We start from the raw sequence: 22,303 nt of genomic DNA on the forward strand, positions 1-22,303 counted from the left end.
GATGGGGTTACAACAGCCTCCGGTTTCATCGGAGGCTTTTTGTTTGGATGCTTATTGTGGAAACAATTCTGAAGATACGACGGCTGGCCCATGTGCAAGGCAAGTCGATCAAGGCGATCTGCCGGGAGTTGGGCATATCGCGGAAAGTGGTGCGGAAGGTTTTGCGCACCGATGAGACGGAGTTCAAATACGAGCGAGCCCGTCAACCTCAGCCGAAGCTCGGACCATGGCGCGAACAACTCGATCGGATATTGCTTGCCAATGAGGCCAAGGCTTCCCGCGAGCGCCTGACGCTGATCCGGATATACGAGGATTTACGCGACCTCGGCTATGAAGGCGGTTACGACACCGTTCGGCGTTATGCGAGGACATGGTCGAAAGAGCGCGGGGCCGTGACGGCGGAAGCCTATGTCCCGCTTTATTACGCGCCCGGCGAAGCCTACCAGTTCGACTGGAGCCACGAGATTGTCGTACTGAACGGCGTGACGACAACGGTGAAGGTGGCTCATGTCCGGCTTTGCCACAGCCGAATGATGTTTGTGAGGGCCTATCCGCGAGAGACGCAGGAGATGGTCTTCGACGCCCATGACAAGGCGTTCGCGTTCTTCGGCGGAGCCTGCACGCGCGGCATCTATGATAATATGAAGACGGCGGTGGAGACGGTCTTCGTTGGCAAGGAACGGCAATATAACCGTCGTTTCCTGCAGATGTGCAGCCATTTCCTTGTCGAGCCGGTGGCCTGCACGCCGGCGTCCGGCTGGGAGAAGGGCCAGGTCGAGAACCAGGTCAATCTGGTGAGAGAGCGCTTCTTCACCCCACGTCTGCGCTTCAAATCCTACGATGAGCTGAACGGCTGGCTGCTGGACAAGTGCATCAGCTATGCCCGCGCCCATAAGCATGTCGATCAGACGGAGCACACGATCTGGGAGGTGTTCGATGCGGAGCGGCCGCATATGATCAGTTATCCCGGCAAGTTCGATGGCTTCCACGCCGTCCAGGCCTCGATCGGCAAGACCTGCCTCGTGCGTTTCGACAACAACAAATACTCGGTGCTGTCCACCGCGGTCGGTCGCCCGGCAGAGGTACATGCCTATGCCGACCGCATCGTCATCCGGCAAGATGGCATCGAGATCGGTCAGCACGACCGCTGCTTCGGCCGCGGCGAGACGATCTATAATCCATGGCATTACGTTCCGGTCCTGACCCGCAAGCCGGGAGCCCTACGCAACGGCGCCCCGTTCCATGACTGGGTTTTGCCCGCCGCCATGGAGAAGGTGCGCCGCCGGTTGAAGGCCATGCATGACGGCGACCGGCAGATGGTGGCGATCCTGGAATGTGTCGGTGAGGCCGGGCTTCCCACCGTTGAAGCAGCCTGCCAGGAGGCGCTCGATCAGGGCGTGTTCTCATCCGCCGTCATCATCAACATTCTGGCCCGTAAGCGTGATCCGCAACCGGCCGCCATCCTTTCCATTCCCGATGCGCTTCGCCTGACCCATGAGCCTCTGGCCGATTGCGCACGTTACGACAGCCTCAGGAGGGCAAGCTGATATGGAACGATCCCAAATCCTCGACATGATGGGCACGCTGAAGCTGTTTGGCATGCGCAGCGCATACGACGAGACAATGGCTTCCGGCATCAAACGCCAGCATGAACCGCCCCGTATTGTCGGTGACTTGTTGCAGTCAGAGATTGCTGAGAAGCAGGCCCGGTCGATCAAATACCAGATCGCCATCGCCAAATTGCCGCTGGCCAAGGATATCAACGACTTTGACTTCACCGATACACCGGTCAATGAAGGGTTAGTGCGCCAGCTCGCGACCGGGGCGTTCCTCGCCGAGCAACACAATGTTGTTCTGGTCGGCGGGACCGGCACAGGGAAGTCCCATCTGTCCATCGCGCTTGCCCGTGCTCTTATCCGCAACGGAGCGCGGGGCCGGTTCTTCAATGTTGTCGATCTCGTCAATCGGCTTGAGACAGAAGCACGCAATGGCAAACAGGGGCGGCTTGCCGACTTCATCACCAGGCTCGACTTCGTCATCATGGACGAACTCGGCTATCTCCCGTTCGCTCAGGCCGGCGGCCAGCTTCTCTTCCATTTGATCAGCAGGCTTTACGAGCGGACGTCGGTCATCGTCACGACCAACCTAGCCTTCGGAGAATGGCCCGCTGTGTTCGGCGACGCCAAGATGACCGCCGCTCTTCTCGACAGGCTCACCCACCATTGCGAGATCCTGGAAACCGGAAATGAATCCTGGCGCTTCAAAAACCGCTCTCAAAGCTAAAGCCGAAAAGACAACCAACCCGCGCCCGCAGGCCCCTGCGCTAAATGAAAAGCTCCGGGCCTACGCGCGCTGACCCTATGCAACCAGAGGCAGGGGTCACTTTTGGGAGCCGATAAGGGGTCCCGTTACCAAGCCGATTGACAGCACACGCCGGCGGCTTTGATTTTGACCAGAACTTCCAACGGGCCTGGGGGAGTTAATTCGACTGTCTCGATAACGAGCGGTTTCGACTGGGCGTACGGCTTCGACAAGCCCGATTCCCGAAGAATTACGGAACGCATTTGCATTGGAGAATCCTCGATTATCAGTGAGCTAATAGCCGCATCGGCGACTGGAAGTAACGGAAGCCGTCTCCTTCGCGCGCTACGTGTCCGGTTCCGGGCCAGGCAAAATGATATGACATCACCTGAATGCGGTCGGTCGCGAGCATATCCAGTACCCTGGTGCGCGACCTGGCGGACAAAGTCGGGTCTGTATCGTACTTGAACTCCATCCAGGGCCGCTCCATCAGAAGGACGTGATGGTGGGTGAGGTCGCCAAGGAAGCACAGCCTGTCGTTGCCGGACTCAATCATGAAGCAATGATGGCCGAGCGTGTGGCCTGGCGCGTGCAACGCCTGGACGCCGGGGAGAATCTCCTGTCCATCGCGGAAGAAAAAGGTCCGATCTCTGTGAGGGAGGAGATTCCGTCTGGCGTTCTCAACTTGGAATTTGAATACTGGATCGAGCGTGGAACCGTCGGTCCAATCGTTGAAATCGCTTTCGCTTATGTAAATTTCCGCGTTCGGAAAGTTCAGTTCTCCCGCTTCGTTGCATAGGCCGCCCGTATGGTCGATGTGAGCGTGGGAAAGCACGACCGCATCTACCTCGTCAGGACTGCGACCAGCCTCTTGCATGCTGGTCAGCAAGCGGCCAGTGGTCGGCCCGAAAGCCTTCGACGTGCCCATTCCGGTGTCAAAAAGGATGGTCTTGCCGTTGATTTCGACGAGCGGCACATTCTGCTCAAGCACCACGTTATCCAGTGGCAAGAAGCTGCGCTCAAGCATTTCCCCGACCGTCTTAGGCGTGACACCGAGGAAATTTTCGCTCGGATCACCCAGTTCCAGCGGTCCGTCTGACAGGACCGTTATCTGGCCGTCCCCGAACTTGAATGGATAGAAATACGGCAGTTTCGTTCGGTGTGCTTCGTCGAATGACATCGTCGGCTCCTCCCAAAGCGTTGCGCGCTTTGTTTGACAGATTGTATGTTAATCTGTCAATGAGGATTGTCGTCGCACCGCGGGGATGCACATCCTGGGGGTTGAAGTTTCAAGTCTGAGACAACACATTTCCGTCTGTAATGTTCGTTACAGACAATTAGCATCGCAAAAGGATTCTCGGTTCAGATGTCATCCCTCTTTCAACCTCTCACCATTCGACAAGTCTCGCTAAAGAACAGGCTGGCTCTCTCCCAATGTGCCAGTACGAAGCCATCGACGGCTTCGTGACGCCTTATCATCTCGTTCACTACGGCAAGTTTGCGCTTGGCGGTTTCGGCCTGGTCATGATCGAGGCGACGGCGGTCTCGCCTGAAGGCAGAATTACACATGGAGATGTTGGACTTTGGGATGATCGGCAGGTCTCCGGCCTCGCCGAAATTGCCGCGTTCCTGAAGAAGCAGGGCTCTACCCCTGGGATCCAGATTGCTCATGCTGGACCAAAAGCGGCCATGCAGCGACCTTATTACGGCGACGGCCCGCTTACAGGGGACGACCACGCCCGCGGTGATCATCCGTGGCCTATCGTTTCGGCTAGCCCCCTGCCCGTTGATACGGGCTGGCTAGTCCCCGGCGCGCTAGACATCAAGGGGATCCAACAGGTGAAGGACGATTTCGCCGCCGCGGCGCGCCGCGCGCTTGAAGCGGGCTTCGAAGTCCTCGAGCTTCACACCGCTCATGGGTATCTGCTCAACTCGTTCTTGTCTCCTTTGACGAACAAACGAAATGATATCTATGGCGGGACGCTTGCAGGACGTATGCGCCTTCCGCTCGAGATCGCGAAGACGCTGCGGGAAATCTGGCCGCAAGACAAAGCTCTTTTCGTGAGAGTGTCTGCCGTTGACGGCAGCCGCGAAGGCGTATCTCTCGATGACAGCATAGCTTACGCCAAGGAGCTCGCGGCGATCGGCGTGGATGTGATCGACTGCTCTTCCGGCGGGATTGGACGCCCCTATGAGTATCCTACCGGCTACGGGCATCAAGTTCCCTACGCTGAACGCATACAGACAGAAAGCGGCCTCGCCACAATGGCGGTCGGGCTCATTGTCGATCCGTTTCAAGCGGAAGCGATCGTTGCCTCGGGCCAGGCTAACCTCGTCGCGATCGGCCGGGAGGCGCTACGTGAGCCAAATTTTGCTCTACGTGCAGAGCAGGCCCTCAACGCGGCCGATCCTGCATCACCATTCGGCAGCTGGCCGCCCCAGATCGGATGGTGGCTGAATCATCGTGAGCGTAAGCTGCATCAACTCGGACCATACACTTCGCAGTCCAGCGCGGCGGCATAGCGTGACGCGGCCCGAGACCCACACTTCTATTAAAGGCACGACGAAGGATACTTTTATGGCCAGTATTTTTGTTATCGGCGCTGCAGGGAAAGTCGGAATCCGCCTTGTCCGCAAATTGGCGGTGCGCGGTCACCGGGTCGACGCATTGCACCGAAAGCGCGAGCAGGAAAGCACGCTTGCTGCAGCAGGCGCGAATCCGATTTTCGGCAGCATCCAGATCATCGATGCACGGAGTCTCGCAAACATTATTGACGGATGTGACGTCGTCGTGTTCACGGCCGGCGCAGGCGGGGCGGGCGTCGAACAAACGAATGCAATCGATGGCCGAGGTCTTGAAACAGCCGTCGATGCGGCGAAACTGGCGGGCGTGCGTCGTTTCATTTTGGTTTCTGCCTTTCCCGAGGCGTGGCGCGAAAAGGAAAACAGCGAAGGCTTCGAGAACTACATCGCCGTCAAGAAACTTGCGGACGCCTACCTTGCTGACACCGAGCTCGATTGGGTCATCCTTAGGCCGGGAACCCTGTCGGACGAACCTGGCACCGGGATGATCAAGGCCAACGCCGCCATTCCCTATGGGACCGTGACGCGCGATGATGTCGCCGAAACGATCGTTGCACTCATCGAAGAACCTGCCGTCCGGCGATCCATTGTCGAGTTGACGAACGGGGACGATGCTGTCGCCGAGGCGGTGGCTAAACTGGGACGCTGAATGCACTTATAAGATTGGCCGCGATTTGTGCGGCCAATCTTATTGCTATCGCTTTCCCGCTGAAGTCATTGCCCACGCCGTGTGGCTCTACTTCCGTTTCCCTCTCAGCCTGCGCATGGTCGAGGACTGGCTGGCTGCCCGTGGGATCATTGTCTCGCATCAAACGGTGCGGCTTTGGGCGGAGAAATTCGGACGTACCTTCGCCAACGAGATCCGCCGCCGCTCATCCGGTCGGCTCGGCGACAAATGGCACCTCGATGAGGCCGTCATTTCGATCCGGGGCAAGAAGCATTGGTTATGGCGGGCGGTGGATCAGGACGGGTTTGTTCTGGAGGTGTTGGTGCAAAGCCGCGGCAATGCAAAGGCGGCCAAACGCCTGATGCGTAAGCTCCTGAAGAGCCAGGGCCGAGCGCCGCGGTTAATGATCACCGATAAGCTTCGATCTTATGACGCCGCAAAGCGGGAGATCATGCCCGGTGTTGAGTATCGTTCCCACAAAGGGTTGAACAATCGGGCGGAGGATTCTCGCCAACCAGTCCGGCGGCGAGAGCGGATCATGAAGCGCTTCAAGTCACAGCGACATCTACAACGCTTCATCTCCATCCACGACCCGATTGCCAACCTGTTCCACATCTCCCGCCACGACATCCCCTCCAACCAGTATCGCGGAATTGCGTTCTGCGGCGATGAACCTGTGGGCGAAAATCGCCGGGCATGACCGACGAAATAGGCCGACGCCATGGTCAACCCTCGTTGCCGGTAAGTTTACGATGCCTAGTTCATGGCCGCTTCCTCTCGATGCTTGTGGCCGATCAATACGGACCACGTTCAACATTGAGGCGACGTTCGCTGTCAGCATTCCGGTCCAAGCTGCAGCCGAACGCTCCCGGCACCGGCTCAGGCTATCCACACCCATTGTCCTCAGGCGGTCACGGCGGTCACAGAAGCCTCTCATCGAAGGCGAAAACCGTGCTTGCACCCTTGATCACCGCCGTCCGCTGAGCGGCGACTTGTGGCAGGATGTGCCCAGCATAGAAGCGGGCAAGACCGACACGGGCGGTCCACCAAGGGTCATTGTTGCCCCGGTCGATTTCGGTGAGCGCTGCCTTGGCGGCACGCGCCAGCATTTGGCCGCCGAGAAGCGTTCCCATCAAGGTGAGGAACGGAACGGCACCACCGAACGCGAGCCGGGTATCCCGTTGGTTCGCCGCGATAAGATGATCGACCGTTGCTGTTGCCGCATCCGCTGCAGCTTGCGAGGGCTGCGCCCTCGTCCGCGAGACCGGTCCCGTCGAGTGCGCGACCCTCCGCCGCGATCTCGGCGATCAACTCGGCTACGGCAGCACCGTTGTCGCGCAGGACACTGCGCCTGACAAGCGTGTTTGCCTGTATGCCGGTCGTCCCCTCGTAGATCGTGGTGATCCGGCTGTCGCGCCAGTGTTGAGCAGCCCCGGTCTCCTCGACGTATCCCATGCCACCGTGGATCTGCAAGCCAAGCGAGGCGATTTCAATGCCAGTCTCAGTGCGCAGTGTGGCGCATGCGCGCTCGGTCACCCTATCGGTGAAGCCGCGTGGCAAGCTCGGCATATTTTCAAAGCACTGGAAGGCGGGTTTTCGCCCTTGCGGACATCTAACTTGAACGATTATTGCCTACGAGCTAGGGATCAGCGGAAGCCAATCAAGAAAAGATTCCAATGTTTCCCTTCTCCGAAGCCGATCCCGTTCAGCATTCCAGTCCGATCCCTAATGCCTCCGAGGTGGTGATCATCGGAGGCGGAATTGTCGGAGTGTGCACCGCCATCTTCCTTGCTAATCGAGATGTGCAAGTGACATTGCTTGAGAAAGGACGCATTGCCGCCGAACAGTCCTCGCGCAACTGGGGCTGGATACGAAAGCAAGGGCGAGACGCTGACGAGCTGCCAATAGTGATCGAAGCCTGCCGCCTCTGGCGACAGTTGGCGGACGAATGTCGTGAAGACATTGGCCTCCGACAAACTGGCGTTACCTATCTGGCCCGGACGGCCAAGGACATGGCTGCGTTCGAAGACTTCATGAAGATCGCCGCTGCCCACGATCTCGACACGCGCCTTGTAGACGGCGACGATGTGTCGTCCGTGGCCTCAGGTATGAGTCGGAGGTTCAGCGGGGCAATGACTACCCCGTCCGACATGCGAGCCGAGCCATGGCTGGCTGTTCCGGCTTTTGCACGGCTCGCCGCTCGCAAGGGCGTACGGATCATCGAAAATTGTGCTGTTCGGGCACTCGATATAGCTGGGGGCAGGGTCGCAGGGGTCTGCACCGAGCACGGTAAGATCGCGACCTCCATCGCGCTAGTGGCGGGCGGTGCATGGTCATCCCTGTTACTCAGAAAGCATGGTGTGTCGATCCCGCAGCTTAGCGTTAGGGCAACGGTCGCGGCGACAGAGCCTCTGCCGGCATTCCACGCCGGTGCGGCCATGGACGATGATATCGCCTTTAGGCGCAGGCATGACGGTGGGTACACCTTGGCTCCCGGTGGTAGTCACCTTCTGTACGTCGGCCCAAACTCGTTCCGTCATGCGACGAAATATCTTCCGGCGCTACTCGCCCACCCTTTGGGCACCCGTTATCTTCCCGCAGCGCCCTCGGGCTTTCCAGATAGCTGGTCGACCCCACGCGACTGGAATGCGGAAACCCCCAGTCCCTTCGAACAAATGCGGGTGCTCAACCCCGCTCCGGGCAAGAGTGACTTGACCTCGATACGGCGCGGCTTCGACAGCCTGTATCCGCGATTTGGCCCGGTTCGTCTCAAAACGACTTGGGCGGGGATGATCGACGCCATGCCGGACGTGGTCCCTGTCGTGGATCAGGTGGCCGCGATCAACGGGCTCTTCGTCGCAACGGGAATGAGCGGCCATGGTTTTGGTATTGGCCCTGGAATTGGCAGGGTCGCATCCGACCTGATCCAAGGAAACGGGATCGGCCATAATCTTCACCGCTTCCGCCTCTCGCGCTTCACCGACGGAAGCGCAATTCGCTTGGGACCAGCGATCTGAAGAGTTCGACTATGTCTGCTACTGCCGGCGCAGAGATGCCAACATCAAGCATCCGGAGAAAGTGTAAAAACGCCGTTGTGCTCTCAGACGCCCGAGAGAGCGCCGTTCTCCGTGTCGCAATGTACTCGCGGCGGCACGACATTCGATGAAGCGATCAATATCATCGTAGGCAAGATGTGTCGGGTCGCCGTTCCGGCACCCCCTATTCCATTCGATGAACGTCGTTATCGTTCGGATCGTCGATTGGTTGCTTTTGGCACTGTAACCTCCATCCGTCATCGAGTTGACGACGGAGCGTACGCAGGCGTGATGTGGCCAGTCGTCGACAGTTTGCGAAAGAACTGCGTTCTTTGCTGGTAAAGTGGTCATGCTCGTGTCCGCTAAATTGTAACAGCGGAGACTGGATATTATGCCGAGCTTGCCACGCGGCTTTACCGGAAATCTCGGGCTTTAGGAAACGAGTTCGGCATAGGCTCCGGCTCGGGATAAGTTCCCTTATGCCGAACTCGGCATAACGGGACGAAAATATCCCGCGGCTTGACCGCCGGAGCACGGTCCCTTGAATCGGAACTTCCCGGAGATCCATGGGCGAACTCGTCACCGCGCCCCGTCGGCAGCTTGAACTCCCCATCACGATCCGCCAAGGCTGATAGGTCGCCGGAGAGATCGAAGAGCTGTTGGGCGATGAGATGCACGACCTCCCCTTCCCGTTGGATTCGTCCGTTGATCGCCATCATGCTCGATCCGAGCACGACGCGCCGGCGCCGCTCGAAGAGCTTCGGCCAGACGACGACGTTCGCCGGACCGGTCTCATCCTCGATCGTCAGAAACATCACGCCTTTGGCCGAACCCGGCATCTGACGGACGAGAACGAGGCCTGCGGTCATCAGCCAGCGGCCATCACGGGCCGACATCGCTTCTCCGCAGGTGACGATGCTTCGAGCTGCAAGGTCCTTGCGCAAGAACGCGATCGGGTGCTCGCGCAGGGTCAGACCGGTATGGCTGTAATCCTGGATGACGTTGTGCCCATCTGTCATCTGCCGGAGTTGGACATCAGGCTCCTGCTGCTCGGCGATCGTCTTCATCTCGCGCTCGGCCGCGGCAACAAAGAGGGGCAGTGGCTCATCGCGCAAAGCTTTGATCGCCCACAGCGCCTCTCGTCGCTGAAGTTCGAGCGATGGCAGGAAAGCATCGGCCTCCGCCAGTTCGACCAGCGATGCCGCCGGAACGCTCGCGCGCCGCCACAGGTCATCGACGCTGTCGAAGGGCTGATCGGCACGGGCGGCCACGATGCGTGCCGCATCGACTGAGGCCAGGCCACGCACCAGCCGCATACCCAGGCGGACAGCATGGCGGCGCTCGTCACCCACGACCGGCTCAAGCGTGCAGTCCCAACGAGAGCGGTTGATACAGACCGGCCGGATCTCCACACCATGGTTGCGGGCGTCGCCGACGATCTGGGCGACCGCATAGAAACCCATGGGTTGGCTGTTGATCAAGGCCGCGCAGAACGCGTCGGCGTAATGGCATTTCACATAGCTGGAGGCGTAGGCGATGAGCGCGAAGCTCGCCGCATGGCTTTCCGGAAATCCGTAGGAGCCAAAACCTTCGAGCTGCGAAAAGGTCTTTTCAGCAAACTCCGGCGAGTATCCATTCTTCACCATGCCGGAAACCAGCTTGTCCTTGAATTTCGAGACGCCACCGGTAAACCTGAACGTGGCCATCGATTTGCGAAGCTGATCGGCCTCGCCGCCGGTGAAGCCGGCGCAGACCATCGCCACCTTCATGGCCAACTCCTGGAAGAGCGGCACGCCGAGTGTCTTTCCAAGCACCGCTTCCAGTTCGGGCGTCGGATAGACGACCGGTTCCTTGCCTTCGCGGCGGCGCAGGTAGGGATGCACCATGTCGCCCTGTATTGGTCCAGGCCGGACGATGGCGACCTGGATGACAAGATCGTAAAACGTCCGCGGCTTCAGCCGCGGCAACATCGCCATCTGAGCCCGACTTTCGATCTGGAACGTTCCGAGAGTGTCGGCCTTGCGGATCATCGCATAGGTCGCAGAGTCTTCCTGCTCGATATTCGCCAGATCGATCGTTTCGCCCTTATGCTCGTCAATCAGCTTGAACGCTTTTGCCATGCAGGTCAGCATCCCCAACGCCAGAACATCAACCTTCATGAACTTCAAGGCTTCGACATCGTCCTTGTCCCATTCGATCACCTGCCGGTCGGCCATTGATGCGGGCTCGATGGGGACGAGATCGTCGAGCCGATCATGCGTCAACACGAATCCACCGGGATGCTGGCCGAGATGCCGGGGCGCGCCCATCAACTGCTGCGCAAGTTTCAGCGTCAGTGCGAGGCGACGGTCGTCGGGATTGAGGTTGAGTTCGCGCAGGTTCCGGTCGCCGACCATATCGGCCGACCAGGACCACATGCCCGACGAGAGAGCCTTGATCATATCCTCCGGCAGACCGAGTGCCTTGCCGACATCGCGGATCGCCCCTTTCGCACGATATCGGGTCACGGTCGCGCACAGAGCTGCCTTCTGATGGGTGTAGGTCTTATAGATCCACTGAATGACTTCCTCGCGGCGCTCATGCTCGAAGTCGACGTCAATATCCGGCGGCTCGTCGCGCTCCTGGGAAACGAACCGCTCGAAGAGGAGATCGTTCGTCTCGGGATCGATCGACGTGATCCCGAGGATATAACAGACGGCCGAGTTTGCCGCCGAGCCCCGCCCCTGACAGAGAATGCCTTGGCTGCGGGCATATCGGACGATCGAAAACACGGTCAGGAAGTAGGGTGCGTATTTCATAGCCCGGATGAGGTCGAGCTCATGCCGAATGATTTTCAGAACGTTCGGCGGCAGACCTTCCGGATAACGCGTAGGCGCGCATTCCCAGACATAATGCTCGAGAGACGCTTGCGCGTCCTTGCCTGGGACGATCGCCTCCTCAGGATATTGATAGGTCAGCTCCTCGAGCGAGAACCGACAGCGATCGGCGATTTCCATCGTCCGGGCCAATGCGTCCGGGTAACGGGGGAACAACCGCTGCATCTCTTCGGGCGGCTTCAGGAATCTATCCGCATGACGCTCCCTCTCGAAACCGACGTCATCGATCGTGGTTCTGGTGCGAATACAGGTGACGACGTCCTGCAGCTGACGGCGCGACGGCTCATGGAAAAGAACGTCGTTCGTCACAACGGTCTTCACCTTGAAGCGTGTGGCCATGTTCGACAGATCGTGCAGCCGCATCTGGTCGTTTGGCCGCCGGCGAAGGGAAAGCGCCAGATAGGCCCGGTCCCCGAACATCTCCGCCATCTTTCTGAGCTGCACGGCGCAGGTCTCGTCGGGCAGGTCAGGCACCAAAATACCGATCAGACCTTCGGCATAGAGCGCGACGTCGTCGAGATGCAGGATGCAGTTGGCTTTACCGCCCCTACCCTTGCCGAGCGTCAGCAACCGGGTCAGTCGCGAATAGGCGGCGCGATCGGTCGGATAGACCAGGATCGACATGCCGTCCTGCAGATCGAGACGGCAACCGACCAGCAGGCGGACGCCTGTGGCACGAGAGGCTTCCAACGCCCGGACGATGCCGGCGAGCGAGTTTCTGTCGACGACGCCGAGCGCCTCGATGCCGAGCGCCTTGGCGGTCGCAAACAGCTCATCCGCCGACGATGCCCCGCGCAGGAATGAGAAATGGGTCGTGACCTGCAACTCGGCATATCTCATGCGAAAATCCCGTGCAGAAACCATTTGTGCGAGCCGGTCGCCGCATCGATGCCATCACCCGACCTGAATATCCAGAACCGTTCGCCGCCCTCGTCTTCGATCACGAAATAGTCGCGTACTGCATCAAACTCGGAGCCTCTCGTCCACCACTCGCCGAAAATCCGCTCCGGGCCGTCTGCGCGTTTCACCCGGCGGCGCTTGCCGCGCCAGGTCATCGACACAGGTGGATGATCCGGCAGGAGCGCGATCACCTCGATGAGTTCCGGACAGGAGAGGAGCCGAACGGGTCGAGGCCAATGCAAGCTCCATAACGCACCGGTCTCCTCGGCAACCGCACTCACGCGCGTGACGCTGCGCTCGGGCACGTCGCTCGCCACAGGCACTATCCGATAGACACGCTGCCCGCGATTGCCGATCACGTCGATCAGCGGCGCGATATCCACGATCTCTTCCTCGATCAGGGAGGACGCTTTCTGCACTTCAGTGAGCGGTTCGGCGATGACAGCCACCAGCGAGAGCTTCTCGATCCCGAAGCCCGGCTCGATCTTCTCGATCCGGTCCTTGAATAGCTTCGTCAACCAGGCCACATCGCGGGCGGGTTTCGCGGTTCCGGCGCGGATCGCCTGCATGGTGTTGTCGACCTTGTGGACGAGAAGATCCGCGCGGCGAACGCCGAGGCCCTTTTTCTGGAGCGCTTCGCAGAGTTCAACCACAAGCCGCGAGACATATTTGGCAATGGTCTCGGGCGCGCCGATCGGCTCGGCGAAGGCGCGGCTGACTTCGATGACATCCATTGGACGGATCGGATCGATCGGCTCCGGCAGCCGCCCATACATCTGGTCGAGACGGCGGCCGATTTCGGGACCGAAGCGAAGGGCAAGCGGCGCGCGTGGTGTGGCCGACAGCTCGCCGATCGTCTGAAACCCGAGGGTCCGCAGGCCGATGACGGTTTCCGCAGGCAAACGTAATGATGATATCGGTAGCCGTTCGACGAAACGCGATGTTTCATGGCGCGCAGCGATTACGGTATCGCGCTTGCTCACCCGTGCCAGCGCATGCGCGGCACCCCAGCTGTCGGCAATCGCGACCCGCGCAGTCAGCCCCTTGGCACGGAAGCGATTGACGATGCCGGATAGCATCAGATCCTCGCCGCCCTGGAGATGATCGGCGCCTTCGGTGTCCATGACGATGCCGTCGGGCGCATCCATTGCGACAATCGGCGTGTACTGCGTCAACGCCCAGACCGTGAGGCGTTCGAGGGCCGCAGTGTCGGCGATCGGATCGGCGTCGACCATCTGCAGGCCCTGGACGATGGCCTGCGCCTTCGCGGCCGGCATGCCAATATGAAGGCCCGCCGATCGGGCTGTTTCATCAGCCGCCGCGATCCAGCGTTTGGAACCACTCTTCGCGACGACGACAAGTGACCGCTCAGCGGTGAGCATTCCCACGCCATCGGCCCGCCTGATCCTGTCGATCGCGAGATCCGGTAGATAAATGGATACGACCCGTGGCATCGCACGCTCCTACAATAAACTCTGCGCACTCACCCGCTTTCACTCTCATCAGCTCCAGGAGCCATCGCGGCCGCCCAACGCCTGGAACCGGTAGCTCTTCCGATGGCAGTACGCTGACGCGCCACCTTGATGTCGACGCCGTCGGCTGACCAAAATCCGATGCCTCGGTCTGGCGTCGCCATCGTCGCACGACCAGCCCCATCGTTCCGGTCTTCTCGGCCGCAAGCTGAAGCCGGCGCGAGGCGGTCATCGGAAGACGGACGAGCTCGCCAACCACGGCGCCCAGGCCACCGTAGCCAAGACCTTCCTCCATGGTCGCCAGGACATCCTCTTCCCTATCGGCCTCGGCAAAGACCACGCGATCGGAATGAAGACCCGCCAAAGCCAGGGCCGGGAAAAACAGGTCTGGACGCGTCATGCACCAAAGGATCTGCCCCTTGGTTCGCGCAGCGATCCCCGCCACACAGAGGGCAGCGGCCGCACCATCGACCGTTCCGGACCCGCCACCGGCAAACTCGTGTAGGGCGCCATAGGCCAGACCGCCGCCTGGAAGCACTGCGTCAATTTCGGAAACCCCAAAAGCAAGGCAGCCGACCTTTCTCGTCGATCCGCCCTCGAGCGAGGCGATACGGTCGCGTAGATCGGTAATTACCCTGTTGCGGGCAGCAGTCATCATTCACGCGTCCCTTGAAGGCCGTGTTGGAGTTTCGACTTCATGTCGTTCAAATGCAGATGTTCTCTATCTGTTCCGACGCGCTCGAAGAGTCAAGCAACCGAGAATAGGAATATTATCTCTCAACTTTCAGGAAACCAAGAGATTCGCTTTGCGAATCATGGCCATGCGCCAATTGCGGCGATTTGGTCGAAGCGGAAATAAATTTCGTCGGATTCGCAACTTACTATCGGCCGGTTGGCATTTCGCAATTCCATCGGTTACGATGCTCGCAGTGTTCACGGGAGCGGCCACTGCCCATGTGCAATCTGTACCGCATGGAAGACAAGGATTGGGTTGCCAAGTGGGCTCAGGACGCCGAGAGCATGATCAACCTCATGCCAGCGTACCAAATGAACCCGGATCAGATCGGGCCGATCCTGCGCAATACGGCCGACGGAAGAAAGCAGCTGGTGCATGCGCGCTGGGGTCTGCCCTCCCCGCTATTCGCTCTCAAGAAAGAAGCTGAGAAGAAGGCCAAAAAACTGCGAGCCAAGGGTAAGGACGTCGACTTCGAGGCCTTGCTGCGTGATCAGGTGGATGGCGGCACCACGAATGTCCGCACTCTCAATTTCCCGCACTGGAAGCGTTGGTTTGGTGTCGAGCATCGCTGCCTTGTCGCTGTGACCAGCTTCGCGGAGCCCGATCCAGCCGCCAAGGAAGAGGGCGGCAGGACTCCAAACGCCTGGTTCGCACGCGATGAAAGCAAGCCTCTGATGTTCTTTGCGGGCGTCCATGTGCCGCAATGGACGAGCGTGCGGAAGGTCAAGGACGGGCTGACGACCGATGATCTCTATAGTTTTCTGACGACGGATGCGAATGACCTTGTGAAGCCCATCCACGGGAGAGCCATGCCGGTTCTTCTGCTGACCAAAGAAGAGACCGATGTCTGGATGCGCGCGCCATGGGACGAGGCCAAAGCGCTTGCCCGTCCGTTGCCCAACGACGCGCTGATCGTAGTATCCCGGGAGCCTTACGGCTCGACGATCGTAACAAAGGCCGGAGAACCGGTCGCGCAGCCGAGCCTTTTCTGAATCTGGACCGGTCTAATGCAACTCGATCCACATCGGTGCATAATCACTTGTGTGGTCCAACTTGTCGACCTTGGCCTGCTTGAGATTGTCAGCAAGTGCGGGCTTAAGACGAAGTGATCGATTCGCAGCCCTGCTTCGGGAAAACGCGTGTTGATATCGCCGCGAAGACTGCTATGTTCTCTCTTTGTTTCGGGCAAGGCCTGCAAAGGGGACACCGAGCCTGTAGCTTTTTTGCAGAAACCGCCATGAACGATATGACGCCAACGCCGATCCGAAAAATCGTCCATGTGGACATGGATGCCTTTTACGCGTCGGTCGAGCAGCGTGATAACCCGGAACTTCGTGGCAAGCCACTCGCCGTCGGCGGATCCGCAGCGCGGGGCGTGGTGGCCGCCGCAAGCTATGAGGCGCGAGCCTATGGTGTCCATTCGGCCATGCCGTCGGTCACCGCAAAACGGAAATGTCCAGACCTGATTTTCGTGCCGCCGCGCTTCGACGTCTATAAGGAAGTTTCCCGGCAAATCCGCGAAATTTTCGCCGAATATACGCCGCTGATCGAGCCCCTATCGCTGGACGAAGCCTACCTCGATGTCACCGAGAATTTGAAGGGCATGGAAATCGCCACCGAGATTGCCCAGGAGATCCGCGCCAAGATCAAGCAGGTCACCGGGCTCAACGCTTCGGCCGGCATCTCCTACAACAAGTTCCTCGCAAAGATGGCCAGCGATTTGAACAAGCCCAGCGGCCAGGCCGTCATCACGCCGAAGAATGGGCCAGCCTTTGTCGAGACCCTGCCCGTCAAGAAATTCCATGGCGTCGGGCCGGCCACCGCCGAGCGCATGCGTAAATACGGGATTGAGACCGGGCTCGATCTGAAATCAAAGTCGCTCATCTTCCTGCAGGAGCATTTCGGCAAGTCGGGACCCTATTTCTACGGCATCGCCCGTGGCATTGACGAGCGCCAGGTCCGGCCTGACCGCATCCGCAAATCGGTGGGAGCCGAAGACACATTCGCCGAGGATATCGATGATCTCGAACACGCAACGGCTGAGCTAAAACCGCTTGCCGAGAAGGTCTGGCGCTACTGCGAGGCGCAGGGAATTAGCGGTAAGACGGTAACCGTGAAGGTCAAATACTCGGACTTCACCCAGGCGACGCGCAGTCGGACTGGCACAATCCCGTTCGCAAGCGTTACTGACGTGTTCGACACGGCATCCGGACTTCTGGCAACCGTCTATCCCTTCAAGCTGTCCGTGCGCCTGCTGGGCGTCACGCTCTCGTCGCTGACCAACGATCAGACCAACGCCGCGACCGAGGGGAAGCCGCAACTCGATCTCAACCTGTAGCAGGAACAAGCCTCCGAAAACGAAAAAGTCTGCCGCGGGGGAGGTGCGGCGGCGCCTGGCAGGATTATTTCGATGGACAGCGTTCCCTCGAACAGGCGATCAAGCGGCTCGCCAAATCGTCGAAGCAGGCCGCTTGAACGCGCAGTCCGTCAGATACCATAGCGCCGATCGAGTTCTTTCAGCGCGGACTGTACCTCATCGATCGAAATCGGCTCTGGCATTCCCGGCACCTGCCGGAGGGCCGGCTTCGAATCGATAGCGTAAAAGTCGGAGGCCCAGGCCGCGAGGATCGTTCGCTTATCATCGACGGAAAGAGCCGGCGCTCTCACCACGTCGATTGGCCGCTGAAGCTGCATACCCTGAAGCAAGACCGCTGGTCCCATCGCCCTCGCGTTGCTGGCCGCCTGCTGCAACATGTCGTGCGTCATCGAACCACCTCACTGTACCTGTGGATCCCGGTCACGCCGCAGGCGTGAGGCCGCGATCATATTGGTTTCCGGCGCCAGCAGATCATGTTTCTCGGCGAAGGCCGCAAACAGACCACGCGCGGTTTCCGCTTCAATCTCGCCACGCAGTGCCGCACTGCAGGCCTTCAGGGCAATCGCATGCGTGCTGTCCCTGAGTGATGTCGGCCATTCGGAAAGATGCCGGTAGGCATCCATGACGCAGCGAACCTCTGCTGGGAAACCAAGGCCGACGAGAATGGAAACAGGCTGTCTAAACATATCGGGTTTCATCGCTCTCTCCTTCCCAACCCGGAATGTTGATGGGCGCCGTAGTCACGGCGCCCTTGTTCTGCGGTCAATGCGGGTCAAGCCGCCTTCTGCGCTTCGATCTGCGCCGGGGCGGCCGAAGGCACCAGAGCGGGCTCGGTCTGGATGGAGATCCTGCGCGGCTTCAGTGCCTCCGGGATCTCGCGAACCAGATCGATCGACAGGAGGCCATTGCTCAGATCAGCCCCGTTCACTCTGACGTGGTCGGCGAGTTCGAACCGGTGGTCGAACGGCCGGCCGGCAATGCCGCGATGTAGGTAGCCCTCGGCAGCCGCTTCCTGCTTCTTGCCCGTGACCATCAGTAGATTGGATTGGAAGGTGATGTCGAGTTCGTCCTGGGTGAAGCCCGCGACCGCGATCGAGATCCGATAGGTGTCGTCACCGGTCTTGACAATGTCATAGGGCGGCCAGTCGCTGATCGACCGGGCGCGCTGGGCGTTTTCCAGAAGATTGAAAACCCGGTCGAAGCCGACGCTGGAGCGGAACAGAGGTGCGTAGTCGTAAGATGTTGCCATAGCCATATCCTCCTTGAAGCAACATGGGTACGGAAGCGCCGAAAGACGGTGCCTCCAGCAAGGCCAGCCCTTCTTTAGCGGCTGGCGGCAATCGATTTGGTTTTTGGCATATTTGGATTCAAGAGCAGCAGTAGAAAAAATTTGACGCGGTTTCTTCACCCGGCCATCGGCTCAGTCAAGCGCATAAACTGCGGCATTATCCTGAACTTCGCGCAAGCCTTTTAGTATGCGTGCCGGAGATTGCCATCGTCGGTCCAGCCCTGGAATTCGATCTCGGCAATCAGCGTCGGCTGGGCGAAGACAACCTGTGAAGACGATCCCATCAAGCTACGCCCTTGCCGCCCGTGACACCATAGACCTCGCCGTTGATGAAGCTTGCTTCTGGCGATGCAAGCAGGACGAATACGGGAGCCAGTTCGACCGGCTGGCCCGGACGACCGAAGTCGCTGTCCTTGCCGAAGTTCTTCACCTTCTCGTCTGGCTGCCCACCACTCGGCTGGAGAACCGTCCAGACCGGTCCGGGTGCGACGACATTGGCGCGAATGCCACGCTCAATCAGTTGCTTGGCAAGGGCCTTCGTATAGGCGACGATACCGGCCTTTGTCGTGGCATAGTCGAGCAAGATCGGTGACGGCTGGTAAGCCTGGATGGAGGCGGTGGTGATCACCGCGGATCCCGCCGGCATATGGGGCACGGCGGTTTGTGCGATCCAATGAAGCGCATATAGATTGGTCTTCATCGTCTTGTCGAAATCCTCCGTCGACAACTCTTCGATTTTCTCGCGGTACTGCTGGCGACCGGCATTGATGACGAGGATATCGAGACCGCCAAGACCAGTGACCGCCTTGTCGACCAGTTGCCGGCACCATGCCTCGTCCTTGATGTCGCCCGGAAGCGCGACGGCCTTACGGCCCTCGGCTTCGATAAGGCCAATCACCTCCTTGGCATCCGCCTCTTCGTCCGGAAGATAGGCGATGGCCACGTCGGCCCCCTCACGGGCGAAGGCGATTGCTGCAGCACGGCCGATACCGGAATCGCCCCCGGTGACGAGTGCCTTCCGGCCAGTGAGCTTGCCCGAGCCGCGATAACTCTTCTCGCCGTGATCCGGCGTGGGATCCATCTTGCGAGCGAGACCGGGCGCCTGTTGCGGCTGGTCTGGGAAAGGCGGTGCTGGATAAAGCGTGCGAGGATCGTTCAAAGAGGTCTTGTCGCTCATAATGACACCCAAGGTTTTTTGCGAATTGCATGCGGAATGACTGTCTGCGAACGCCCGTTTCATCCCTTTGTTCCTGTAACGCCGCTGGCTCGGAACAAACTTTTTGCGCTGTCGTTCGTCTGATTATCAACGAAGGAGGAAATGTCATGCCCCGTGGTGACAAGTCCAAGTACACCGACAAGCAGGAACGCAAGGCAGACCACATCGCCGAAAGTTACGAAGACCGCGGCGTGTCCGAGAAGGAAGCCGAGCGCCGAGCCTGGGCAACCGTCAACAAGGATGATGGCGGCGGCAAGAAGGCCGGCGGTTCCGGGCAAGGCAAGCATACCGGTCATCCCGCGGCCCACAAAGGTGGCGAAAAAGGTGGCAAGGCGGCAGCGTCGCGATCGGCCGCAGACCGTTCGGCTTCGGCAAAGAAGGCGGCTGCGACCCAGAAACGGAACGCCGAGCACCGCGCCCACCATTGATTGTCGTGTCCCGTGACTGAGCAGAAACGCTACATCCCAACACCTGGCGGATTCCTGATGGTCTTGAGACAGGGAGACGACGTACTTGCCCGCCTGGGAACGCTGATGGTCGGCGAAGAAATACCGTCGGCCATGCTGTCTGGTTTCGGGTTCGCTGGCCAGATTACCTTCGGCTTCTTCGATTTCGAAGCCCGCGAATACAAGCCGAAGAGCTACGAAAACGTTGAGGTGACCAATTTGACCGGCTCGCTTGCCTGGAAGGACGGAAAACCGCTGCCGCATCTGCACGCAACCGCCGGCAACGCTTCGTTCGAGGCGGTTCGGTGGTCACCTGTTGGCGCTCGAGGTCGGTCGTGGTTCGATGGAGCTCTACGTGACGATCCTGCCAAACCGCCTCGAACGAGCCACCGACGCGTCGATCGGCGCCAACGTCCTGCAACTCAGTCCGGCCGTTTGAGACACGAGGCTGGCTGCGCTGCCTCGTTTTAGCCGCTGATAGCGCCGCGGGGGACGGACAGTCGGATCGAGAGTCCATTTGGCATCCAGTCGCGCGCGATCTCGACCCCGAGGCTCTGACTAATTATCTGCTCAAGCCGGCTTCCAAAACCGATCGAACGTGGCTCTAATGCAGCCTGCGGAGGACCGCTGCTCTCAAGCCAGACGATCTCCAGCATCTCACTCTTCATCGTCGCTGCGATATCAAGCTTTCCCTCTTCGACGGACAGCGCGCCATATTTCGCGGCATTGGTCGCGAGTTCATGGAACAGCAGCGCGAAGTTTGTAATTTTTGTGCCGCCGATATCGATGTCATCTCCGATCAGCTGCCAATGATTGGCACCGTCCCGCTCGTACGGCGCGAGAATATTCGACAGAAGCTGAAATAGGGTGGTCTGTGGAGTGCCGGTCGCGGCCTCACCGTTCAAACTCGGTAATGTCATCTCATGCGCTCGGGACAGAGCCATTAACCTGTCTTTCATCTCGGCGGCCAGTTCGGTAGTCGTCGTTGCCGTCCTCGCTGCAAGGGTGATGATGCTGCCGGTGATGGCGAAGAGGTTTTTTACCCGGTGATGCATTTCCCGGAGCAGAAGCTCCTGATGCTCGGCGGCTCGCTTGCGCTCTGAGATGTCGCGGGCGATCTTCGATGCGCCGATGATCTTTCCGTTGTCGTCCCGAATGGGCGAAATGGTAAGGGAAATATCGACCAAGGTACCGTCTTTACGTCGTCGTATCGTCTCGAAGTGATTGACGCGCTCGCCGGCCTGGATGCGGGCGAGAATGGCTGGTTCCTCATCGAGACGATCGGGTGGAATGACGATCGTGATCGGGTGTCCAATAGCCTCGTCTGCCGTATAACCGAAAAGACGCTCAGCGCCCTTGTTCCAGGTCGTGATGACTCCGCTGAGGCTCTTGCTAACGATCGCATCGTCGGAGGATTCGACGATCGCTGCAAGAAAAGCTGCAGCATTACGTCCATGCTGCGCAGCTTCTATGTCGGCCTCCAGCTGTCGCAAACCGAGCTGGGCCTGGCCCTCGTGTTGCTGGTTATCGGAAATCGACATTTACGCCCCGTCAATCAACGCATTTTTCAACAAATCGAGACGGCCGAGACCGCTAATGCACCGCCGACCATATTCGCTAAACACCACCAACAACAGTCAGAATCATTTTCGGGGTCGCAAATCCGTATGACGCCATCCGAATGCGAGATCGCTGGCAAAATGCCCTCGCCTTGAACGGATCTGAACCAGCGACCACGTTGTTTCGATCGCGTGGGATAACAGCAATTTATGGAACTCATGTCATTCGTGGCGGTGATTGATGCTTCGTGTCAGCACAGGGCGTCCGCGAACTCGAAGCGAAATCTCCCGGACACCCAGACGCCGTAGGCTGGCGAACTGGCGCCCAGCCGTCCGGCGGACACGGCACGTTTCGACTTCCTATGTGACGGGATTCTCATCGAGGCGTGCCCGCGGCGGCCGTCGCCCTATCTGGCTATTAGAAGGGCACTGAAACAATGCGAGCGCCGGCCTCCAAGCGCAACAGTTTAATAAAACTCTGCTAACTTACGCTTAAGTTTTAGTTAAAATGCGATTCACTGTGTTTGCAGATGATGAGCGACGTTTTCGGCAGCTGACGCGTTAACACGAGATGCAACAGATTTACCGCCAATGGCAGCTCTCCTCCCAGAACGCGACGAGCTACCGCGCCAAATTCATCCTGGCGACGGAGATCCTGAAATCCGATATGTCTTCTCGTGAAATCCGCCGAGCTGCCCGCCGTGTCGTTCGTGCGCTTGAAGCCGTCATCGATCTTCCTATTGCCGGCGCTGATGTACTGAGGACGGCGCGGGAGCACTTTGGAGCATTGACAGAACTCCTCGCAGCCATCGAACCCCAGCCAGCCGGTGATGATGCGCATTGTCCC

General features: G+C 59.3%; 20 protein-coding genes and 3 pseudogenes. 10 read left to right on the forward strand and 13 right to left on the reverse strand.

Annotation, left to right across the window (positions count from 1 at the left end):
• Positions 1–47: 47 nt before the first annotated feature.
• Both istA and istB read left to right on the forward strand, forming a co-directional pair.
• On the forward strand, positions 48–1,547 hold the full coding sequence (istA, locus tag MF410_RS35455) for an IS21 family transposase (RefSeq protein ID WP_222135254.1): 1,500 nt from the start codon (positions 48–50) through the stop codon (positions 1,545–1,547).
• A gap of 1 nt (position 1,548) precedes the next feature.
• Positions 1,549–2,283 carry an IS21-like element helper ATPase IstB gene (istB, locus tag MF410_RS35460; RefSeq protein ID WP_222135253.1) on the forward strand — a complete coding sequence of 245 codons (735 nt, stop codon included), beginning with the start codon at positions 1,549–1,551 and terminating at the stop codon, positions 2,281–2,283.
• A gap of 143 nt (positions 2,284–2,426) precedes the next feature.
• Here the strand turns inward: istB and MF410_RS35465 are convergent.
• Positions 2,427–2,570: pseudogene (locus tag MF410_RS35465) on the reverse strand (alcohol dehydrogenase); the annotation flags it as partial.
• 17 nt (positions 2,571–2,587) lie between these two features.
• Positions 2,588–3,481 carry an MBL fold metallo-hydrolase gene (locus MF410_RS35470; protein ID WP_222149096.1) on the reverse strand — a complete coding sequence of 298 codons (894 nt, stop codon included), beginning with the start codon at positions 3,479–3,481 and terminating at the stop codon, positions 2,588–2,590.
• Between the two features lie 254 nt (positions 3,482–3,735).
• Here MF410_RS35470 and MF410_RS35475 point away from each other — a divergent pair, with 254 nt between their 5' ends.
• The 3 genes and pseudogenes from MF410_RS35475 to MF410_RS35485 all read left to right on the forward strand — a co-directional run.
• Positions 3,736–4,824: an NADH:flavin oxidoreductase/NADH oxidase gene (locus MF410_RS35475; protein ID WP_345774751.1), complete on the forward strand. Its 1,089-nt coding sequence runs from the start codon at positions 3,736–3,738 to the stop codon at positions 4,822–4,824.
• A 55-nt stretch (positions 4,825–4,879) separates the two neighbouring features.
• Positions 4,880–5,533, forward strand: coding sequence for an SDR family oxidoreductase (locus tag MF410_RS35480; RefSeq protein WP_222149094.1), 654 nt, complete (start codon positions 4,880–4,882; stop codon positions 5,531–5,533).
• 13 nt (positions 5,534–5,546) lie between these two features.
• Positions 5,547–6,167 (forward strand): annotated as a pseudogene (locus tag MF410_RS35485) (IS6 family transposase); the annotation flags it as partial.
• Between the two features lie 304 nt (positions 6,168–6,471).
• On the opposite strand, the gene MF410_RS35490 reads toward MF410_RS35485, so the two are convergent.
• Positions 6,472–6,747 carry an acyl-CoA dehydrogenase C-terminal domain-containing protein gene (locus MF410_RS35490; RefSeq protein ID WP_239621486.1) on the reverse strand — a complete coding sequence of 92 codons (276 nt, stop codon included), beginning with the start codon at positions 6,745–6,747 and terminating at the stop codon, positions 6,472–6,474.
• A gap of 474 nt (positions 6,748–7,221) precedes the next feature.
• On the opposite strand from MF410_RS35490, the gene MF410_RS35495 reads away from it, so the two are divergent.
• A complete protein-coding gene (locus tag MF410_RS35495) occupies positions 7,222–8,568 on the forward strand; it encodes an FAD-binding oxidoreductase (protein WP_239621487.1) in 1,347 nt (448 codons plus the stop codon).
• Between the two features lie 431 nt (positions 8,569–8,999).
• On the opposite strand, the gene MF410_RS35500 is transcribed toward MF410_RS35495, so the two are convergent.
• The 3 genes from MF410_RS35500 to MF410_RS35510 are packed head-to-tail and all read right to left on the reverse strand — an operon-like array spanning position 9,000 to position 14,489.
• Positions 9,000–12,302 carry an error-prone DNA polymerase gene (locus MF410_RS35500; protein WP_239621481.1) on the reverse strand — a complete coding sequence of 1,101 codons (3,303 nt, stop codon included), beginning with the start codon at positions 12,300–12,302 and terminating at the stop codon, positions 9,000–9,002.
• Positions 12,299–13,816, reverse strand: a complete 1,518-nt coding sequence (locus tag MF410_RS35505) for a DNA polymerase Y family protein (protein WP_222149091.1) — start codon at positions 13,814–13,816, stop codon at positions 12,299–12,301. The genes MF410_RS35500 and MF410_RS35505 overlap by 4 nt, the downstream gene beginning before the upstream one ends.
• The gene (locus tag MF410_RS35510) at positions 13,731–14,489 is read right to left on the reverse strand and encodes an ImuA family protein (RefSeq protein ID WP_222149129.1); all 759 of its coding nucleotides are present in this window, start codon (positions 14,487–14,489) and stop codon (positions 13,731–13,733) included. The genes MF410_RS35505 and MF410_RS35510 overlap by 86 nt, the downstream gene beginning before the upstream one ends.
• A gap of 299 nt (positions 14,490–14,788) precedes the next feature.
• On the opposite strand from MF410_RS35510, the gene MF410_RS35515 reads away from it, so the two are divergent.
• Together MF410_RS35515 and dinB are read left to right on the forward strand one after the other, a co-directional pair.
• On the forward strand, positions 14,789–15,562 hold the full coding sequence (locus MF410_RS35515; protein WP_222149128.1) for an SOS response-associated peptidase: 774 nt from the start codon (positions 14,789–14,791) through the stop codon (positions 15,560–15,562).
• 245 nt (positions 15,563–15,807) lie between these two features.
• Positions 15,808–16,908 (forward strand): DNA polymerase IV, encoded by a 1,101-nt coding sequence (gene dinB / locus MF410_RS35520; RefSeq protein ID WP_222149090.1) that lies wholly within the window; start codon positions 15,808–15,810, stop codon positions 16,906–16,908.
• Positions 16,909–17,057: 149 nt separating this feature from the next.
• On the opposite strand, the gene MF410_RS35525 is transcribed toward dinB, so the two are convergent.
• The 5 genes and pseudogenes from MF410_RS35525 to MF410_RS35545 all read right to left on the reverse strand — a co-directional run bounded on the left by MF410_RS35525 (position 17,058) and on the right by MF410_RS35545 (position 19,412).
• Complete coding sequence (locus MF410_RS35525; RefSeq protein WP_222149089.1) at positions 17,058–17,336, reverse strand: hypothetical protein; 279 nt, start codon at positions 17,334–17,336, stop codon at positions 17,058–17,060.
• A 9-nt stretch (positions 17,337–17,345) separates the two neighbouring features.
• Positions 17,346–17,645, reverse strand: coding sequence for a DUF982 domain-containing protein (locus MF410_RS35530; RefSeq protein WP_028734430.1), 300 nt, complete (start codon positions 17,643–17,645; stop codon positions 17,346–17,348).
• A 74-nt stretch (positions 17,646–17,719) separates the two neighbouring features.
• Positions 17,720–18,196 carry an Hsp20 family protein gene (locus MF410_RS35535; protein WP_128404304.1) on the reverse strand — a complete coding sequence of 159 codons (477 nt, stop codon included), beginning with the start codon at positions 18,194–18,196 and terminating at the stop codon, positions 17,720–17,722.
• A 171-nt stretch (positions 18,197–18,367) separates the two neighbouring features.
• Positions 18,368–18,501, reverse strand: a pseudogene (locus tag MF410_RS35540) (ATP-dependent DNA ligase); the annotation flags it as partial.
• A gap of 17 nt (positions 18,502–18,518) precedes the next feature.
• Complete coding sequence (locus tag MF410_RS35545; RefSeq protein WP_128404303.1) at positions 18,519–19,412, reverse strand: SDR family oxidoreductase; 894 nt, start codon at positions 19,410–19,412, stop codon at positions 18,519–18,521.
• A 146-nt stretch (positions 19,413–19,558) separates the two neighbouring features.
• On the opposite strand from MF410_RS35545, the gene MF410_RS35550 reads away from it, so the two are divergent.
• Positions 19,559–19,879 carry a plasmid stabilization protein gene (locus MF410_RS35550; protein WP_222149088.1) on the forward strand — a complete coding sequence of 107 codons (321 nt, stop codon included), beginning with the start codon at positions 19,559–19,561 and terminating at the stop codon, positions 19,877–19,879.
• A 105-nt stretch (positions 19,880–19,984) separates the two neighbouring features.
• The gene (locus MF410_RS35555; protein WP_239621323.1) at positions 19,985–20,368 is read left to right on the forward strand and encodes a PPC domain-containing DNA-binding protein; all 384 of its coding nucleotides are present in this window, start codon (positions 19,985–19,987) and stop codon (positions 20,366–20,368) included.
• Here MF410_RS35555 and MF410_RS35560 read toward each other — a convergent pair.
• The gene (locus tag MF410_RS35560) at positions 20,365–21,438 is read right to left on the reverse strand and encodes a PAS domain S-box protein (RefSeq protein ID WP_222149087.1); all 1,074 of its coding nucleotides are present in this window, start codon (positions 21,436–21,438) and stop codon (positions 20,365–20,367) included. The two genes, MF410_RS35555 and MF410_RS35560, sit on opposite strands and share 4 nt — an antisense overlap.
• 517 nt (positions 21,439–21,955) lie before the next feature.
• On the reverse strand, positions 21,956–22,297 hold the full coding sequence (locus MF410_RS35565; protein ID WP_155256961.1) for a hypothetical protein: 342 nt from the start codon (positions 22,295–22,297) through the stop codon (positions 21,956–21,958).
• Positions 22,298–22,303 lie beyond the last annotated feature (6 nt).

Origin of the sequence: Rhizobium sp. C104 (assembly GCF_022354505.1) — a bacterium.
GTDB lineage: Bacteria > Pseudomonadota > Alphaproteobacteria > Rhizobiales > Rhizobiaceae > Rhizobium > Rhizobium redzepovicii.

Coding starts and splice junctions, on each gene's coding strand:
- istA (WP_222135254.1), top strand. CDS start 48: ATGCTTATTGTGGAAACAATTCTGAAGATACGACGGCTGGCCCATGTG.
- istB (WP_222135253.1), top strand. CDS start 1,549: ATGGAACGATCCCAAATCCTCGACATGATGGGCACGCTGAAGCTGTTT.
- MF410_RS35470 (WP_222149096.1), bottom strand. CDS start 3,481: ATGTCATTCGACGAAGCACACCGAACGAAACTGCCGTATTTCTATCCA.
- MF410_RS35475 (WP_345774751.1), top strand. CDS start 3,736: ATGTGCCAGTACGAAGCCATCGACGGCTTCGTGACGCCTTATCATCTC.
- MF410_RS35480 (WP_222149094.1), top strand. CDS start 4,880: ATGGCCAGTATTTTTGTTATCGGCGCTGCAGGGAAAGTCGGAATCCGC.
- MF410_RS35500 (WP_239621481.1), bottom strand. CDS start 12,302: ATGAGATATGCCGAGTTGCAGGTCACGACCCATTTCTCATTCCTGCGC.
- MF410_RS35505 (WP_222149091.1), bottom strand. CDS start 13,816: ATGCCACGGGTCGTATCCATTTATCTACCGGATCTCGCGATCGACAGG.
- MF410_RS35510 (WP_222149129.1), bottom strand. CDS start 14,489: ATGACTGCTGCCCGCAACAGGGTAATTACCGATCTACGCGACCGTATC.
- MF410_RS35515 (WP_222149128.1), top strand. CDS start 14,789: ATGTGCAATCTGTACCGCATGGAAGACAAGGATTGGGTTGCCAAGTGG.
- dinB (WP_222149090.1), top strand. CDS start 15,808: ATGAACGATATGACGCCAACGCCGATCCGAAAAATCGTCCATGTGGAC.
- MF410_RS35525 (WP_222149089.1), bottom strand. CDS start 17,336: ATGACGCACGACATGTTGCAGCAGGCGGCCAGCAACGCGAGGGCGATG.
- MF410_RS35530 (WP_028734430.1), bottom strand. CDS start 17,645: ATGAAACCCGATATGTTTAGACAGCCTGTTTCCATTCTCGTCGGCCTT.
- MF410_RS35535 (WP_128404304.1), bottom strand. CDS start 18,196: ATGGCAACATCTTACGACTACGCACCTCTGTTCCGCTCCAGCGTCGGC.
- MF410_RS35545 (WP_128404303.1), bottom strand. CDS start 19,412: ATGAGCGACAAGACCTCTTTGAACGATCCTCGCACGCTTTATCCAGCA.
- MF410_RS35550 (WP_222149088.1), top strand. CDS start 19,559: ATGCCCCGTGGTGACAAGTCCAAGTACACCGACAAGCAGGAACGCAAG.
- MF410_RS35555 (WP_239621323.1), top strand. CDS start 19,985: ATGGTCGGCGAAGAAATACCGTCGGCCATGCTGTCTGGTTTCGGGTTC.
- MF410_RS35560 (WP_222149087.1), bottom strand. CDS start 21,438: ATGTCGATTTCCGATAACCAGCAACACGAGGGCCAGGCCCAGCTCGGT.
- MF410_RS35565 (WP_155256961.1), bottom strand. CDS start 22,297: ATGCGCATCATCACCGGCTGGCTGGGGTTCGATGGCTGCGAGGAGTTC.